This window comes from Kitasatospora sp. NPDC097643 (assembly GCF_040302625.1).
GTDB lineage: Bacteria > Actinomycetota > Actinomycetes > Streptomycetales > Streptomycetaceae > Kitasatospora.
This window is the reverse complement of record NZ_JBEOSA010000017.1, coordinates 75,619-89,851: the sequence shown is the minus strand read 5'-3', so window position 1 is coordinate 89,851 and position 14,233 is coordinate 75,619. Positions and strand designations below refer to the sequence as shown.

General features: G+C 74.2%; 12 protein-coding genes. 8 read left to right on the top strand and 4 right to left on the bottom strand.

The window, feature by feature from the left end; translation table 11 throughout:
- Positions 1 to 156: 156 nt before the first annotated feature.
- Both ABTY15_RS14325 and ABTY15_RS14320 read left to right on the top strand, forming a co-directional pair.
- Positions 157 to 1,176, top strand: a complete 1,020-nt coding sequence (locus tag ABTY15_RS14325) for an N-acetylglucosamine kinase (RefSeq protein WP_350582006.1) — start codon at positions 157 to 159, stop codon at positions 1,174 to 1,176.
- Positions 1,177 to 1,344: 168 nt separating this feature from the next.
- Entirely contained in the window at positions 1,345 to 1,923 is a 579-nt protein-coding gene (locus ABTY15_RS14320) for a hypothetical protein (protein WP_350582003.1), read from the top strand.
- On the opposite strand, the gene ABTY15_RS14315 is transcribed toward ABTY15_RS14320, so the two are convergent.
- On the bottom strand, positions 1,879 to 3,924 hold the full coding sequence (locus ABTY15_RS14315; protein ID WP_350581999.1) for an NB-ARC domain-containing protein: 2,046 nt from the start codon (positions 3,922 to 3,924) through the stop codon (positions 1,879 to 1,881). The genes ABTY15_RS14320 and ABTY15_RS14315 overlap by 45 nt on opposite strands.
- Positions 3,925 to 4,003: 79 nt before the next feature.
- On the opposite strand from ABTY15_RS14315, the gene ABTY15_RS14310 reads away from it, so the two are divergent.
- Together ABTY15_RS14310 and ABTY15_RS14305 are read left to right on the top strand one after the other, a co-directional pair.
- Positions 4,004 to 5,185 (top strand): MFS transporter, encoded by a 1,182-nt coding sequence (locus ABTY15_RS14310; RefSeq protein WP_350581996.1) that lies wholly within the window; start codon positions 4,004 to 4,006, stop codon positions 5,183 to 5,185.
- Between the two features lie 320 nt (positions 5,186 to 5,505).
- The gene (locus ABTY15_RS14305) at positions 5,506 to 6,618 is read left to right on the top strand and encodes a hypothetical protein (RefSeq protein WP_350581992.1); all 1,113 of its coding nucleotides are present in this window, start codon (positions 5,506 to 5,508) and stop codon (positions 6,616 to 6,618) included.
- A gap of 147 nt (positions 6,619 to 6,765) precedes the next feature.
- Here the strand turns inward: ABTY15_RS14305 and ABTY15_RS14300 are convergent, their stop codons facing one another.
- From ABTY15_RS14300 to ABTY15_RS14290, 3 genes are all read right to left on the bottom strand, one after another.
- On the bottom strand, positions 6,766 to 7,323 hold the full coding sequence (locus tag ABTY15_RS14300) for a hypothetical protein (protein WP_350581989.1): 558 nt from the start codon (positions 7,321 to 7,323) through the stop codon (positions 6,766 to 6,768).
- Between the two features lie 80 nt (positions 7,324 to 7,403).
- Positions 7,404 to 7,973: a hypothetical protein gene (locus tag ABTY15_RS14295; protein WP_350581986.1), complete on the bottom strand. Its 570-nt coding sequence runs from the start codon at positions 7,971 to 7,973 to the stop codon at positions 7,404 to 7,406.
- Between the two features lie 58 nt (positions 7,974 to 8,031).
- Complete coding sequence (locus ABTY15_RS14290; protein WP_350581981.1) at positions 8,032 to 8,784, bottom strand: tyrosine-protein phosphatase; 753 nt, start codon at positions 8,782 to 8,784, stop codon at positions 8,032 to 8,034.
- Between the two features lie 228 nt (positions 8,785 to 9,012).
- Here ABTY15_RS14290 and ABTY15_RS14285 point away from each other — a divergent pair, with 228 nt between their 5' ends.
- From ABTY15_RS14285 to ABTY15_RS14270, 4 genes are all read left to right on the top strand, one after another.
- A complete protein-coding gene (locus ABTY15_RS14285) occupies positions 9,013 to 9,822 on the top strand; it encodes a GntR family transcriptional regulator (RefSeq protein ID WP_350581977.1) in 810 nt (269 codons plus the stop codon).
- Between the two features lie 182 nt (positions 9,823 to 10,004).
- Positions 10,005 to 11,129 carry a PucR family transcriptional regulator gene (locus ABTY15_RS14280; RefSeq protein ID WP_350581969.1) on the top strand — a complete coding sequence of 375 codons (1,125 nt, stop codon included), beginning with the start codon at positions 10,005 to 10,007 and terminating at the stop codon, positions 11,127 to 11,129.
- Between the two features lie 183 nt (positions 11,130 to 11,312).
- Complete coding sequence (locus ABTY15_RS14275) at positions 11,313 to 12,101, top strand: hypothetical protein (protein ID WP_350581965.1); 789 nt, start codon at positions 11,313 to 11,315, stop codon at positions 12,099 to 12,101.
- Between the two features lie 80 nt (positions 12,102 to 12,181).
- A complete protein-coding gene (locus ABTY15_RS14270) occupies positions 12,182 to 14,221 on the top strand; it encodes a flotillin family protein (RefSeq protein ID WP_350581962.1) in 2,040 nt (679 codons plus the stop codon).
- Positions 14,222 to 14,233: the final 12 nt, after the last annotated feature.

Genomic DNA, 14,233 nt, shown 5'->3' with positions numbered 1-14,233 from the left:
GCCCGCCGACCGCCCGGCCCGCGATATGAGGGTGTCGCGGGCCGGGCCCGGCGCGGACGACCACCACCGCCCACCCTCCCGGCCGACAACGCGCGCGGTCGGGCACCCCGGCCGACGATGAACCCGGCCGGGCCACGTACGAGCCGCGGGGACCCGATGACCCACCAGCCCGAACCACACCTGCCCGGCGTCCTCGCCATCGACGCCGGCAACTCCAAGACCGACGTCGCCCTGATCGGCGCCGACGGCACCGTCCACGGCACCGCCCGCGGCGGCGGCTTCGCACCCCAGACGATCGGCGGCGCCGCCGCCATCGCCGGCCTCGCCCCGCTCGTCGCCGAGGCCGCCGCCGCGGCCGGACACCCCACCTGGACCGGCAGCCTCACCAGCCACGTCAGCGCCTGCCTCGCCAACGCCGACCTCCCGGTGGAGGTGGACGCGTTGCGCGCCGCCCTGGAATCCCACCCCTGGGGCGCCAGCAACACCGTCGTCAACGACACCTTCGGCCTGCTGCGGGCCGGCACCGACGGCCCGCGCGGCGTCGCCGTCGTCTGCGGTGCCGGCATCAACTGCGTCGGGCTGCTGCCCGACGGCCGCACCGCGCGCTTCCCCGCCCTCGGCGAACTCACCGGCGACTGGGGCGGCGGCTCCGGCCTCGCCGCCACCAGCATGTGGCACGCCGTCCGCGCCGAGGACGGCCGCGGCGGCCCCACCGCCCTCGCCCCCGCCATCGCCGCACACTACGGCCTGCCCAGCGCCGGGGCCGTCGCCGAAGCCGTCCACCTCGGACAGCTGCCCGGCAGCCGGCTGCACGAGATCGTCCGGGTGCTGTTCACCGTCGCCGAGGCCGGCGACGAGGTCGCGCTCGAACTGATCGACCGGCAGGCCGACGAGATCGTCCGGCTCGCCGTCGTCGCCCTGCGCCGGCTCGAACTGATGGACTCCCCCACCCCGGTCGTCCTCGGCGGCGGCGTCCTCGCCTCCCGGCAACCGCTGCTCCTCGACAACCTCACCGCCCGGCTCGCCGCCGCCGCCCCGCTCGCCCAACCCCGGGTCGTCGTCGCACCGCCGGTCCTGGGGGCCGCGCTGCTCGGCCTCGACCACCTCGGGGCGGGGGCGGCGGCCCAGGCGCGGCTGCGGCAGGCGTACGAGGGGCCGCGGTCGGTGGCGGCCTGACGGACCCTCCCTCCCTGAACCTCCGGACCTCCCGTTCCCGCCGGACCCGCACGTCCGGCGGGAACGGGAACGGGTGGGGGAACGCGACCGGGGACGGGAACCGGTGTGGTGGCGGCGGTCGTGGTACGTGGGTATCCAGTTCCGCCGCCGCCCGGGGAGACTTGTGCCATGGCCGCGCCCCGAATCCTGCTCGCCGCCCTGCTGTCCAGCACCGCAGCGGTCGGCCTCGCCGCCTGCACCCCCGCCGACTCCGGCCCCACCGTCGCCGCCGCCTCCTCCGCCGCGATCGCCGACGGCGTGGACCTCGACGACGACCCCGACGACGGCGGCGGCGACGACGCGGCCGACGCCCCGGAGTCCTTCCTCCAGGAGGCCCCCGCCCCCGCCCCGACCTGCACCGCACCCACGCTGCGGCCGGGCCACAGCGTCCTGGTCGTCATCTCCGCCGAGCCCGCCGAACTCACCGCCCGGACCGCCAGGTTCAGCTGCGACGACCACCGCTACGAGCCCGCCGGCACCCCCGTCCACTACGGCTTCGCCGCCGCCGGCGTCAGCGCCACCCTCGTTGACCGCCCCCACGGCAACCCGGCCAAGCCCGTCCCGCTGCCGGAGCTCGTCGCCCACCTCGACGACTGCCTGGCGGAGCGGGAGCCGGCGGAGCCGTACGGGTGCTACGGGAACGCGTACGACGTGGTGCTGGACTCACACGGGCGGATCATGCGGATCGGCGAGGCAGGTGCCGGTTAGTTCGAACATGCGCGCCAGGGAGCGGGTGAGTTCGTCCTCGGGGCCGAGCACCCGGACCGCGTCGGCGGCCAGGTCCCGGAAGGCATCGTGGCCGGCTTCGACTCCCTTGGTGCGCAGCAGGCCGGCGGCCACCGCGAAGCGGGCCTGAAGCCCTTCCCGACTGTCCGGGCCCACGGCGCGGCTCACTTCGTCCGCGAGTGCGACCAGCCTGGCGTGGGTGGCGTCCGACTCGTCCGTACTCAGCAGAAGGGCGGCCATCCGGCGCCGGATGTTCACCGCCATCAGTCGGCCCGGGCCGTTCGTCTCGTCAACGGCGGCGAGGAGTTCCTCGAGAAGGGCCAGTTCACGGGCGGGCTCCGCCACGCTCTCCAGCTGCGCGATCTGGCTCCGGGTGGCAAGGACGACGGGGGCCCTGCGGCCGAAGAGCCGGATCTGCTTCTTCAGGATTCGCCTGCTGACCTCCAGCTCGGCGGTCGCATCGCCGACGGTCTTCGCCAGCATCTGCCTGGTCTGGAGCGTCTCGATGTGCCGTTCTCCCAACAGCCGCCGTTGATCGGCCAGCAGGAGCTCCAGGTCCTGCGCCGCGTGGTCACCCTTGCGGGCGCACTCCCGCCGCACGACCAGCACGAAGGGGTGTTCCGGCCCGAGCCTCGCCACCGCCCGGTTCAGGAGCTCGTGGTAGAACTCCGTGGCGGCGGACGAGTCCTCCGTCATGCTGGTGGCCACTGCCTCGACGAGCGCCAGGCTCCGCCCGGCGTCGTCGCCGAGGAGGTCCGGATGATGGGGCCGCAGTGAGGCGCTGTTGGCCCTCAGGTAGCCGAGGAACCCGAGCCGCGCGCCCATGTCGGTCCAGGCCGACAGCAGCGCACCAACCGCGTGCCGGAGGAGCTTCGTGCGCCCGGCCTCGTCCGACACGGTCTCGAAGGCGGCCCGTTGGGTCAGCACGTGGACCCGGAGCAGCTCGGGGTGCCACTGGTCGGCGGCCGGGATCCGGTCGGCCAGGCTGAGGCGGTGGAGCGCGCGGATCACCGCGGGCGCGTCCGCCTCCCCGTTCTCGCGGAGGTAGCACCGGGCGCCATCGGCCGTGAGGACGTTGACCGGGATGCCGTTGGGGTCCAGGACCGACATCAACCGGAGCATCGGGGTGGCGAGGCCCTCCGTGACCGCGTCGGCGCGGGCCAGGGAGAGGGCGAGGACAGCGGCGAGGGTGGCTTCCTGGTCGTCGGGGAGGGCGGAGGGTGTGGGGGCGAGGGTGGCGAGGGGGCGGCGGTCGGCGAGGAGGGTGCGGTAGTGGGCGGCGGTGAGGCCGGTGTCGGTGAGGTCGATGAGGTAGGCGGCGGCCTGGGCGAGGGCGAGGGGGAGGTGGCCCAGGTCGGTGGCCAGGGCGGCGAGGTGGTCGTCGGGCTCGGTGAGGTCGTGGAGGGCGAGACGGTCGGTGAGGTAGGCCAGCGATTCGGCCGCGCTGAAGAGGTCGACGGGGAGGACCTGCCGGTCGGCGGTGCGCAGGGCGGGGTCGCGGCGGCGGGTGGTGGTGACGGTGCGGCCGATCGCGGTGACGGGGGGCCAGAGGCCGCGCAGGTCGGCCGGGTCCTGGAGGTCGTCGAGGACGACGAGCCAGCGGCGGGTGGTGGTGTTGAGCCAGGCGAGGAGGTCGGGGACGCCGAGTTCGGCGGCGGCCTGGGCGTAGGTCTGCTGGACGGCCTGGCGGCTGCCGGCGGTGACCCAGACGAGGAGGTCGACCTGTCCGCCCCGGAGTTGTTCGTGGGCGTGGTGGGCGGCGAGCTGGGTCTTGCCGATGCCGCCCATGCCGGAGAGGACGACGGCACGGCCGGCGGTGATCAGGTCGACGAGTCCGCGTGGCTGGAAGGCGTCGGCGACGGTGGGGATCACGCCGACCTGGTGGGGCCAGGCCGCCTCCGAGGTGACCAGGTTGACCTGGTTCGCCTGGACGAGCTGGCCGTTGACCGTTCCGCCGGTCATCCCGTTGCGCACTTCGAGCATGGGGGAAAGTGTCACAGTTCGCGGTCCACCAGGCAGACGCTTCTGCCGAATCCCGCGTTCATCTGATGAGCTGCGCCGCATGGGACACGAGCAGGACGAACAGGACGGCCGACGGCGTTGGCTGGTGCTGGCCGTCGGGATGGTCGCGATGATCGCCGGGTGCGCGTTCCAGTTCGGCCTGCCGTACCTCATCCCGGCTCTGCGGGACGAGGGCCTGTCGCTGTCGCAGGCCGGCCTGCTGGCCGCCTGTCCGACGATCGGCCTGGTGCTGACCCTCACCGCCTGGGGCGCGGCGGCGGACCGGTGGGGTGAGCGGTGGGTGCTGGCGTCGGGGCTGGGGCTGGGCGGGCTGGTGCTGCTGGGATCGACGGCGGTGCGCGGGACGGTCGGGCTGGGCGCCTGTTTCCTGCTGGCGGGGGCGGCCGGGGCGTCGGCGCACGCGTCGAGCGGGCGGCTGATCCTCGGCTGGTTCCCGGCCCGGCAGCGGGGTCTGGCGATGGGTCTGCGGCAGACCTCGCTCCCGCTCGGCGTCGCCCTGTCGGCGCTGCTGCTGCCGCCGCTGGCCGGGCGCGGGCGGTCGGCGGCACTGGCGGTGCTGGGGGCGTTGAGCGTGGCCGCGGCGCTGCTGGTGGTGGCGCTGGTCCGCGATCCGGCCCGGCCCGGGGCGGGTGCCGCCGGCCGGTCCGTCAACCCGTACCGGACGCCGGTGCTGTGGCGGCTGCACGGGGCGGCGACGCTGCTGGTGGTGCCGCAGTTCACGGTGTCGGTGTTCGCGCTGGTCTTCCTGGTGGACGAGCGCGGCTGGTCGCCGTCGACGGCGGGGCCGCTGCTGGCCTGCGTCCAGGTGGCGGGCGCGGGCGCCCGGTTGGCGGCGGGGCGCTGGTCGGACGTGGCGGGCAGCCGGACCGGCCCGATGCGGCGGCTGGCCCTGACCGCGTCGGTGGTGCTGGTGGCGCTGGCGGCCGGGGCGTTCGCGCACGCGGTGACGGCGACGGCGGCGCTGATGGCGGCGGGGGTGGTGACGGTGTCGACGAACGGCCTGTCGTTCACCGCCGTCGCCGAGTACGCGGGCGGCGCGTGGGCTGGCCGCGCCCTGGGGGTGCACACCACCGTGCAGAACGCCGTCGCGGCCGGGGTCGCCCCGGCGGCGGGCGCGTTGATCGGCGCGGCGGGCTACGGCTGGGCGTACGCGACGGCCGCGCTGTTCCCGCTGGTGGCGGTGGCGGTGGTGCCGGGGGACGGGAGGCCGACGAACCGTTGAGGTGCCGCTCATTCTGTGGATGCCCTCCCCTCAACAGTTGACACTCGCCTGAACTACGCGCATCAACCAACCGCCACCTGCGGCCTTTTGAAGTTCGCTACGTTCGCGCGGGTTTTCTTTACTCTCGCCCTCGTTGACCCGGTTTCTGCGGCTCTGCTTTGCTGCGGGCGGTCGACGGCACGCCGGCTCCCCAATCCCCACACAGCGACTGACGATCCGTCGGTTCGCGACTCGGTGCTGCCGCCTTCCTCCCTTCGTCCCCCCACGTTGCCGGCGCCCCCCACCAGGTGCGCGTCGGCACTTCGAGAGGAACCCTCACGATGGGCATGTCCCCCACCACCCGCCGGGCGAGAGTCAAGGCCCTGACCGGGCTGACCGCGCTGGTGCTCGCCGCCGCGGGCTTCGCGGCCGCGCCGGCCCAGGCGAACCAGCCGGTCGACGAGTTCGCCGGGCAGACCCACCCCTACCGCCACGGCGTCGCCCCCACCAAGGAGGCCGGCAACAGCGCCACCTCCGCGGCCGGCCGTCGCACGTCGAACCTCAAGTACGGCGGCGGCGTCGACGGCATCGGCGTCACCACGGGCGCGCCGAAGGTGTACCTGATCTTCTGGGGCTCCCAGTGGGGCACCCAGGGCACCGACGCCAACGGCTACACCACGCTCTCCGGCGACCCGATGGGCGAGGCCGTGCGGGCGCAGCAGCTGTTCAAGGGCCTGGGCACCAACGGCGAGACCTGGTCCGGCGTCATGACGCAGTACTGCGAGGGCGTCGCCACCGGCGCGACCACCTGCCCGTCGACGGCCGCGCACGTGGCCTACCCGACCGGCGGCGCGCTGGCGGGCGTCTGGGTCGACGGCTCGGCGGCGGCGCCGGGCCAGGCGACCGGCAACCAGCTGGCCACCGAGGCGGTCAAGGCGGCCGGGCACTTCGGCAACACCACCGCCGCGTCCAACCGCAACGTGCAGTACGTCGTGCTCTCCCCGACCGGCACCCACCCGGACGGCTTCAACACGGCGAGCGGCTCGTTCTGCGCCTGGCACGACTGGAACGGCGACACCACCCTGTCCGGTGGCGCGGCGCCGTCCCCGTACGGCGACGTGGCGTTCACCAACGACCCGTACGTCACCGACATGGGCAGCTCCTGCGGCCAGAACTACGTCAACAGCGGCAGTGCGGGCCTGCTGGACGGCGTGACCATCGTGTACGGCCACGAGTACTCGGAGACCATCACCGACCAGAACCCGGCGGGCGGTTGGACCGACTCGACCGGCTACGAGAACGCCGACAAGTGCGCCTGGAAGGGCACCGGCGGCGTCGGCGGGGCGCAGAACGTGAACTTCGCGACCGGCTCCTTCGCGATGCAGGGCACCTGGTCGAACGACTACAACGGCGGTGCGGGCGGCTGCCAGATCGCGCACCCGATCGTCCCCTGACGGCTCCGGTGAGGAGCCCGGGGGTCCCCGGGCGGTAGCGGGCGCCGGGGTGGGCCGAGTCGGCCCGCCCCGGCGTTCGCGCGTGGGCCGGGGGGTGGGGGTACGCGGGCAGGGGCACTCCCCTGTGTGAGGTGTGCGGCGTGGGTGTTAAGGGACGATCTGGGCGCCGATCAGGCCGTGTCCGGCCTCGGCGGCGGCCCGCCACACCGGGAGGACCCCGTCGAAGAGCTCGCCGAGCCGGTAGGCGTCGTTGAGTAGCACGTACGCCCGGTCCACCGCCGCCTCGTACGCCGTGGCGTCCAGCGCGAACGCCGCCTCGACGGCGGGGAGGGACGCCCGAACCTCGTCCGGGTCCAGCAGGAGGTCACCGAACCAGCCGGGCAGCGCGGCGAAACGTTCCGGTCCGAGGCCGTGCGCCAGCCCGGCCACCGGGTAGCGGTTGCGCGCGCTGACGGCGAGGCCCGCTCCGGCGTCCGCGCAGCCGTCCCACGCCTCGTACAGGACGTCGAGGTGCTCGCCGAGCGGGCCGCAGGCGACGTCCAGCAGGCCGTCCCCGTCCAGCAGCCCCTGCTCCCAGCGCGCCCACAGCTCCCGCGAGGACGGCAGCGCCGCCTCCGCCTCGACCAGCGGACGCAACCGCGGCCCGTACCGCTCCACCACGCCGGCGGGGGCGGGGACCAGAACCCACATGATGCTGTAGCCCATGGCCCGTCAGGGTAGGCGGTGGCACTGACAGACCCGGGGGCTATCGGGCTCGGGGGGCGGCGGGGGGGGACGGCGGGGACTCAGGTGGGGACGACCTGCGCGCCGATCAGGCCGTGTCCGGCCTCGGCGGCGGCCCGCCACATCCAGAGGATGCCGTCGAGCAGGGCGTCGGCGCCCTCGTTGAAGCCCTCCACCAGCACCTCTGAGGCCCGCGCGATGACCGCCGCGCGGGTCTCCCCGTCCAGGGTGAGGGCCGCTTCGACGGCGGGGAGGGTGGCCCGCACCTCGTCCGGGTCCAGCAGGAGGTCACCGAACCAGCCGGGCAGCGCGGCGAAACGTTCCGGTCCGAGGCCGTGCGCCAGCCCGGCCATCGGGTAGCTCTTGCGGCAGGAGGCGTGCAGGTACGGCCCGGTGTGGTGGCCCGCCTCCCATGCCTCGAAGACCACCTCGATGTGGTCGTCCAACGGGCAGGCCGCGGCGAGTTCGAAGAAGGCCTGCTCGTCGGTCAGTCCGGCCTCCCAGCGCCGTCGCAGCTCACGGATCCGCGGCTCGGCGGTGTGCTCCGCCAGCAGCGGTCGGATGCGCGGCGCGAAGCGGTCCACGTCGGCGGCGGTCATCCGCATCAGGGCCCAGTGGGCGGTGAAGCTCATGGCCCGTCAGGGTAGGCAACGGCACTGACAGGCTGGGGTCCGGCAGGAACGGCGGGGCTCAGGCGGGGATGGCCGCCTTGGCCCTGAAGGCGCCGAGGGTCTCGGCGCGGACGCCGCAGGTGGGCAGGAAGGCGGCGGCGCCGCCGTGGCGGGTCCGGACGCGGTCCAGGAAGACCGACATCGCCTCGGCCGGCGCCTGCAACAGCGGGGCGGGGATGGACAGTTCGCGCCCCTGGGAGTCGGTGACCCGGGTGCGGTCGTTCAGGGCGGTGCGGTGGCGCTCGGCGAGGCCGGCGAAGATCTGCGGCAGCGCCTCGGCGGTGCGGGCGTAGTCGGCGACGATCCGGTCGGCCGGGACGTCGAGCAGGTCGAGCAGCAGGGCGGTCAGCAGGCCGGTGCGGTCCTTGCCCGCCGCGCAGTGCAGCAGGACGGCGCCCGGGCGGGCGGCGGCCTCGACGGCGGCGGCGACGGCGGCGGGAGCGGATTCGGCGAGCAGCACGTAGTAGTCGCCGAGGTCGGCGGCGGTGACCATGGTGCGCAGACGTTCGGTGAGGCCGTCGGTGGCGGGGTTCACCGGGGCCGCGATGACGGCTATCCCGGCGGCCTCGGCGGCGGCCCAGTCGGCGGGGTCGGTCTCGCGGGTGTCGCGCAGGTCGACGACGGTGCGGATGTCGCAGGTGCGCAGCTGGGCGACGGTGGCCTCGTCGGCGGCCGGGAAGGGCTGGGCGGAGCGGTACAGCACGCCGGGGCGGATCCGTCGTCCTTCGGGGTCGGAGAGAACAGCGGGGTCGCGGAAGTTGACCAGGGACATGCGCGAGGCCTTTCGGGTGGAGCCGCACGGGGGCCGGGTGGAGCAGCAGGACATCTAGACGTCTAGATGTCTAGCCGGTCCCCGGGGTGCTGAGCAAGCCGGAGCCACCCGCACCACCCCTCCATCCCACCCCCGGACGCCTGCGGTGGCGACCGGAGGGAGGAAAGGGGGAGCAGGGGAGCAGGGACGGATCCGTCCGGGCGCCCGCCGCTCCGTAGGATCGGGCGTGTGGCGACGAACCGAAGCAGCACCCCGCTGTACCGGCGGCTGGCCCGGCAGCTCCAGGAACGGATCGACGCCGGCACCTACCCGGCGGGCTCCCGGCTGCCCAGCGAGCCCGAGCTGAGCGCCGAGTTCGCCGTGAACCGGCTCACCGTCCGGCAGGCGGTGGCCGAGCTGGAGCGGGCCGCCGCGGTGGAGATCCGGCGGGGCGTGGGCACCTTCGTCCGGCCCCCGGCGGTGCGGGTGTCGATCACCGTCGACCCGCGCAGTCAGCGCTTCGACCTCGGCAGCGTGCACAGCGCCCTGCCGGCCGGCCGGGGCGGGGCCACCGGAGCGAGTGTCGCCGAGGACAGCGGTCACCGCGACGGCGAATTCGTGGTGGCCGCCCCGCCGGTGGCCGGCTCCGCCGAGGACGAGGAGGCGGCGCGCCAGCTGGGCCGTACGCCTGGGGAACTGTCCCGGGTGGACACCGTGATCCGGCTCGGCGGGCGCCCCCGGGCCGCGTGCAGCTACTGGGTGCCGTTCGGCCCGCTGCCGGCGGAGCTGGTGCGACCGGGCCGCGCCGGCAACCTGGTGGTGGACCTCGGCCGGGCGGCCGGCACCGAGCTCGAGTACGACTGGCGGGCGTTCGGCGCGATCGGCGCGGACCTGGCCGACGCCGAACTGCTGGGCGTCCCGGCGGGCACCCCGCTGCTGGTCCGCGAGGGCGTCAGCTGCACCCCGGACGGCGCCCCGGCCCTGTACGTCCGGCGCCGGATCGACGGCAGCAGCGCCCGCTTCGTGCTGCACTTCCGCGAGCCGTCGTCCGGTCGGTGACGACACCGGACGCGGAACGGGCGCACCGGGTGGGCGCGGGTGGGCGGCACCGGCCGGGATGGGAAGCGAGCGGGAGCGGGTAGCAGCAGGTCAGGCCCCTCCCCCGCAAGGTTCGGGGGCGTAAGGGTCCTGCTAATGTTCCGCGCCGGATCATCAGGCGTCACGGGGGGCGAAGCACGACGATGTCCGAGGCGAGCGATCCGGAAGAACCGGAGATATCGGCCGCACTGACCGCCGACTGCCTGGCCCTACTGGCCGAGGTCTCCCGCACCGGGCGGCTGCTGCGCCGCGACGAGCTGGAGCGCCTGCGGGAGCTGGGCGCACGCAGCGCCGAGGCCGGATACGCGATGCGCGAGGTGGTGGCGCACTGCCTGTCGACCGCCCGCCGGGCCTGGCAGACGCTGCCCGGGATCACCGCCGCGAGCGGCGTCGGGGAGCTGCGTCGGATGGGCGACGCCGTCCTGGCCGCCACCGATGCCGCGCTGGCCGCGCTCGGCGAGGGCCACGAGCGGGCGCAGCGCATGGCCGTCCGTCAGGAGGAGGCGGCCCGGCGGGAGTTCTTCGACGACCTGCTGTTCGGCCGCAGCGATCTGGGCGTGCTCGCCGAGCGCGCCGAGCGGTTCGGGCTGCGGCTGGCGGGCGCGTACGCGGTGGCGGTGGCGGTCGGCGACGAGCCGTTCCTGGACGTCCAGCCGCTGGTGCACCGGGTGGAGCGGGAACTGGTCGGGCGCTTCGGCGACCGGGACGTCCTGCTCGCCGGCAAGGACGGCCGGCTGGTCTGCATCGCCCCGGACACCGAGCGCGCCGTGCTGGATGCCTTCGCCGCCCTGGTGCTGCGGCCCGGCCCCGGCTACCCGCCGGTGCGGCGGGTGGCGACCGGCCGCCGGCACTCGGGCGCGGGCGGCGCGCTGCTCAGCTACGAGGAGGCGCTGGGCGCGCTGGACTACGCGGAGCGGCTGGCCCTGCCGGCCACGCTGCTGAAGGCCGAGGAACTACTGGTCTTCCCGGTGCTGATGCGCGACCGGGCGGCGATGGCGGACCTGGTGCGCAGCGTGCTCGGCCCGCTGACCGAGGCCCGGGGCGGCGCCCGTCCGCTGCTGGACACCATCGCGGTGCAGGCCGAGGCGGCGTACGTGAACGCGGAGGCGGCCCGGCGGCTGGGGCTGAGCGTGCGGACGCTCGGCTACCGGCTGGAGCGGATCAAGGCGCTGACCGGGTACGACCCGTCGGACGCGTTGCAGCGGTTCACGCTGGAGACGGCGGCGATGGGGGCCCGGCTGCTGAACTGGCCGGAACAGCCACTGTAGGGGCCGCCGTGCCCCTCGTGCCCGCCGTGACCACGGGGTGGGGGGCAGGGTGCGTTCCAGGGTGAGTTCCAGGGTGTCAAAGGGCCGTCAAGATTGCCGGATCCTGGCAATGCGCGAACGGCCCCGACGCTGTCACGATCTCCGAGGCGCCGAGGTCCGGTGCCGTGAGAAGGGCGGGGGAGCGTGGCCGGGGTCGGGGGATTCGTCGCGGCCGCGCTGGCCTTTCCGACGGCGCTGTTCAGCTTCGCGCTGGTGGTGGTGGTCGGCTACTGGCTGCTGATGCTGCTCGGCGGCCTGGGCTTCCACGCCCTTCACGGGGGGCACGGGGGGCACGGTGTCGGGGGACACGGAGTCGGACACCACCTCGGCGGCGGGCACGCCGGGCATGTGGGTCAAGTGGGTCACGTCGGGCACGGTGCCGGGGGGCACGGTGTCGGGGGGCACGTGGCCCACGGGACGCCCGGCGGGCACCGCGTCGACGCGGGCCGCAGCACCGGCCACGGCGTCCACCATCACGGGGGTGTGTTGGGCGCGCTGGGGCTGGGCGGGGTGCCCGCGACGGTGGCGGTGTCGCTGCTGGTCGCGCTCGCCTGGTTCGTCAGCCTGGCCGGCACCGTGCTCACCTCGGGCCTGCCCGCGCGCGGCGGGGTGTTCGTGGTGGCCCTGGTGGCCGCCTGGGCGGGCACCCTCGCCCTGGTCCGGCCGCTGTCCCGGCTGTTCCCCGAGGACCGGCCGGTCACCCGGGGCGACTTCGTCGGCCGGGTCTGCGTGATCCGGACCGGCCGGGTGACGGCCGACTTCGGGCAGGCGGAGGTCGCCGCCGAGGACGGTTCCAGCGCGACCGTCCAGGTCCGCACGCTCATCGACGAGCCCGGGCTGACGGCCGGCCGCACCGCCCTGATCTTCGACTACGACGCCGACGGCGAGCACTTCCTGGTGGCGCCGTTCGACCCGGTGCACCCGGACACCTGATCCCTCCCCCCTTTCCTGACGCTCAGTCATCTCGCTTTCCGTCCACACAACTTCGCACCATCTCGTCAAAGGACTCCGTGATGGACACCATCGCCGTGGGTTTCGGCGTACTCGTCGCCGTCGTGCTGCTCATCGTGCTCGCCGTACTGCTGTTCGTGGGCCGCCTGTTCCAGAAGGTCGAACAGGGCAAGGCGCTGATCGTCTCCCGGACGAAGAAGGTCGACGTGACCTTCACCGGCACGATCGTCCTGCCGATCCTGCACAAGGCCGAGCTGATGGACATCACCGCGAAGACGGTGGAGATCCACCGGGCCGGCCGGGACGGCCTGATCTGCCGGGACAACATCCGCGCGGACATCCGGATCTCCTTCTTCGTCCGGGTGAACAAGACCGTCGAGGACGTCGTCAAGGTGGCCCAGTCGATCGGCACCGTCCGGGCCAGCGACCCGCAGGCGATCCAGGACTTCTTCGCCGCCAAGTTCGCCGAGGCGCTGAAGACCGTCGGCAAGCAGCTCGACTTCACCGACCTCTACACCCACCGGCACGAGTTCCGGGACCAGATCATCGCGGTGATCGGCACCGACCTCAACGGCTACACGCTGGAGGACGCGGCCATCGACCACCTCGAACAGACCCCGATGAGCCAGCTGGACTCCGACAACATCCTGGACGCCCAGGGCATCCGCAAGATCACCGAGCTCACCGCGATCGAGCACGTGCGCACCAACGAGTACCAGCGCACCGAGGAGAAGGAGATCACCCGACAGAACGTCGACGCCCGGGAGACCGTCCTGGAGCTGGAGCGCCGCCAGGCCGACGCCGAGATCCGCCAGCGCCGCGAGATCGAGACGCTGCGGGCCACGGAGGACGCGGTGATCGCCCGGGTGCAGGAGGAGGAGCGGCTGAACGCCCAGACCGCGTTCCTGCGCACCGAGGAACTGCTCGGCGTGCAGCGGGAGAACCAGGCCCGCGAGGTCGCGGTGGCGCAGAAGAACCGCGAGCGGGTCATCGCGGTGGAGAACGAGCGGATCGAGAAGGACCGCCTGCTGGAGGTGATCGGCCGCGACCGGGAAACCGAACTCGCCGTCATCGCCAAGGAGAAGGAGGTCGAGTCCCGCCGACGGGAGGTCGCCGACGTGGTCCGCGAGCGGGTCGCGGTCGAGCGGACCGTCGCCGAGCAGGAGGAGGCCGTCAAGACGCTGCGCGCCACCGAGGAGGCCGAGCGCGTCCGCAAGGCCGTCGTCATCCAGGCCGAGGCCGAGGCGCAGGAGCGGCTCGTCAAGGACATCAAGGCCGCCGAAGCCGCCGAGCAGGCCGCCGCCCACAAGGCCCGCGAGGCGCTGGTGCTGGCCGAGGCCCGGCAGCGGACCGCCGAACTGGACGCGGCCGCCAAGATCCGGCTGGCCGAGGGCGTCCGGGCGGAGGCCGCCGCCGCGGGGCTGGCCCAGGTGCAGGTGCGGGAGCAGGAGGCCGCGGCGGTGGAGAAGGTGGGCCGGGCCGAGGCCGCCGTCCAGACCGAGAAGGCGAAGGCGGCCGCGCTGGAGATCGGCGCCAAGCTGAAGGCGGAGGCCGAGGGCCTGACCGAGAAGGCCGCGGCGATGGCGAAGCTGGACGAGGCCTCGCGCGAGCACGAGGAGTACCGGCTGCGGCTGGCCGCCGAGAAGGACGTCCGGCTGGCCGGGCTGGACGCCCAGCGGCAGATCGCCGAGGCGCAGGCCGCGCTGGTCGCCACCGGGCTGGAGAAGGCGAACATCGACATCGTCGGCGGGGACGGGATGTTCTTCGACCGCCTGGTGCAGTCGGTGACCGCCGCCAAGAGCGTGGACGCCTTCGTCGGCCACTCGGCGACCGCCCGCACCCTGGCCGGGCCCTGGCTGAACGGCAGCGCCAGCTTCACCGAGGACCTGACCCGGGTGCTGTCCTCGGTCTCCACGGCGGACGTGCAGAACCTGACGGTGTCCGCGCTGCTGATGCGCATGATCGGCGCGGGGGGTGGCGAGCAGGCCGGGCAGTTGCGTCAACTGCTCGCCTCCGCCGAGAAGTTGGGGCTCGCCGAGACGCCGGTCGGCGCGCTGGCGGGAACCGGTGGCGCGCTGGCCGCCGTCAACGGCGCCAAGTAACCATCTGCCCAA

Excerpts from the sequence above, each read along its gene's own strand:
- ABTY15_RS14310 (WP_350581996.1), top strand. The coding sequence starts at position 4,004 with ATGGGACACGAGCAGGACGAACAGGACGGCCGACGGCGTTGGCTGGTG.
- ABTY15_RS14320 (WP_350582003.1), top strand. The coding sequence starts at position 1,345 with ATGGCCGCGCCCCGAATCCTGCTCGCCGCCCTGCTGTCCAGCACCGCA.
- ABTY15_RS14295 (WP_350581986.1), bottom strand. The coding sequence starts at position 7,973 with ATGAGCTTCACCGCCCACTGGGCCCTGATGCGGATGACCGCCGCCGAC.
- ABTY15_RS14290 (WP_350581981.1), bottom strand. The coding sequence starts at position 8,784 with ATGTCCCTGGTCAACTTCCGCGACCCCGCTGTTCTCTCCGACCCCGAA.
- ABTY15_RS14305 (WP_350581992.1), top strand. The coding sequence starts at position 5,506 with ATGGGCATGTCCCCCACCACCCGCCGGGCGAGAGTCAAGGCCCTGACC.
- ABTY15_RS14300 (WP_350581989.1), bottom strand. The coding sequence starts at position 7,323 with ATGGGCTACAGCATCATGTGGGTTCTGGTCCCCGCCCCCGCCGGCGTG.
- ABTY15_RS14280 (WP_350581969.1), top strand. The coding sequence starts at position 10,005 with ATGTCCGAGGCGAGCGATCCGGAAGAACCGGAGATATCGGCCGCACTG.
- ABTY15_RS14270 (WP_350581962.1), top strand. The coding sequence starts at position 12,182 with ATGGACACCATCGCCGTGGGTTTCGGCGTACTCGTCGCCGTCGTGCTG.
- ABTY15_RS14315 (WP_350581999.1), bottom strand. The coding sequence starts at position 3,924 with ATGCTCGAAGTGCGCAACGGGATGACCGGCGGAACGGTCAACGGCCAG.
- ABTY15_RS14325 (WP_350582006.1), top strand. The coding sequence starts at position 157 with ATGACCCACCAGCCCGAACCACACCTGCCCGGCGTCCTCGCCATCGAC.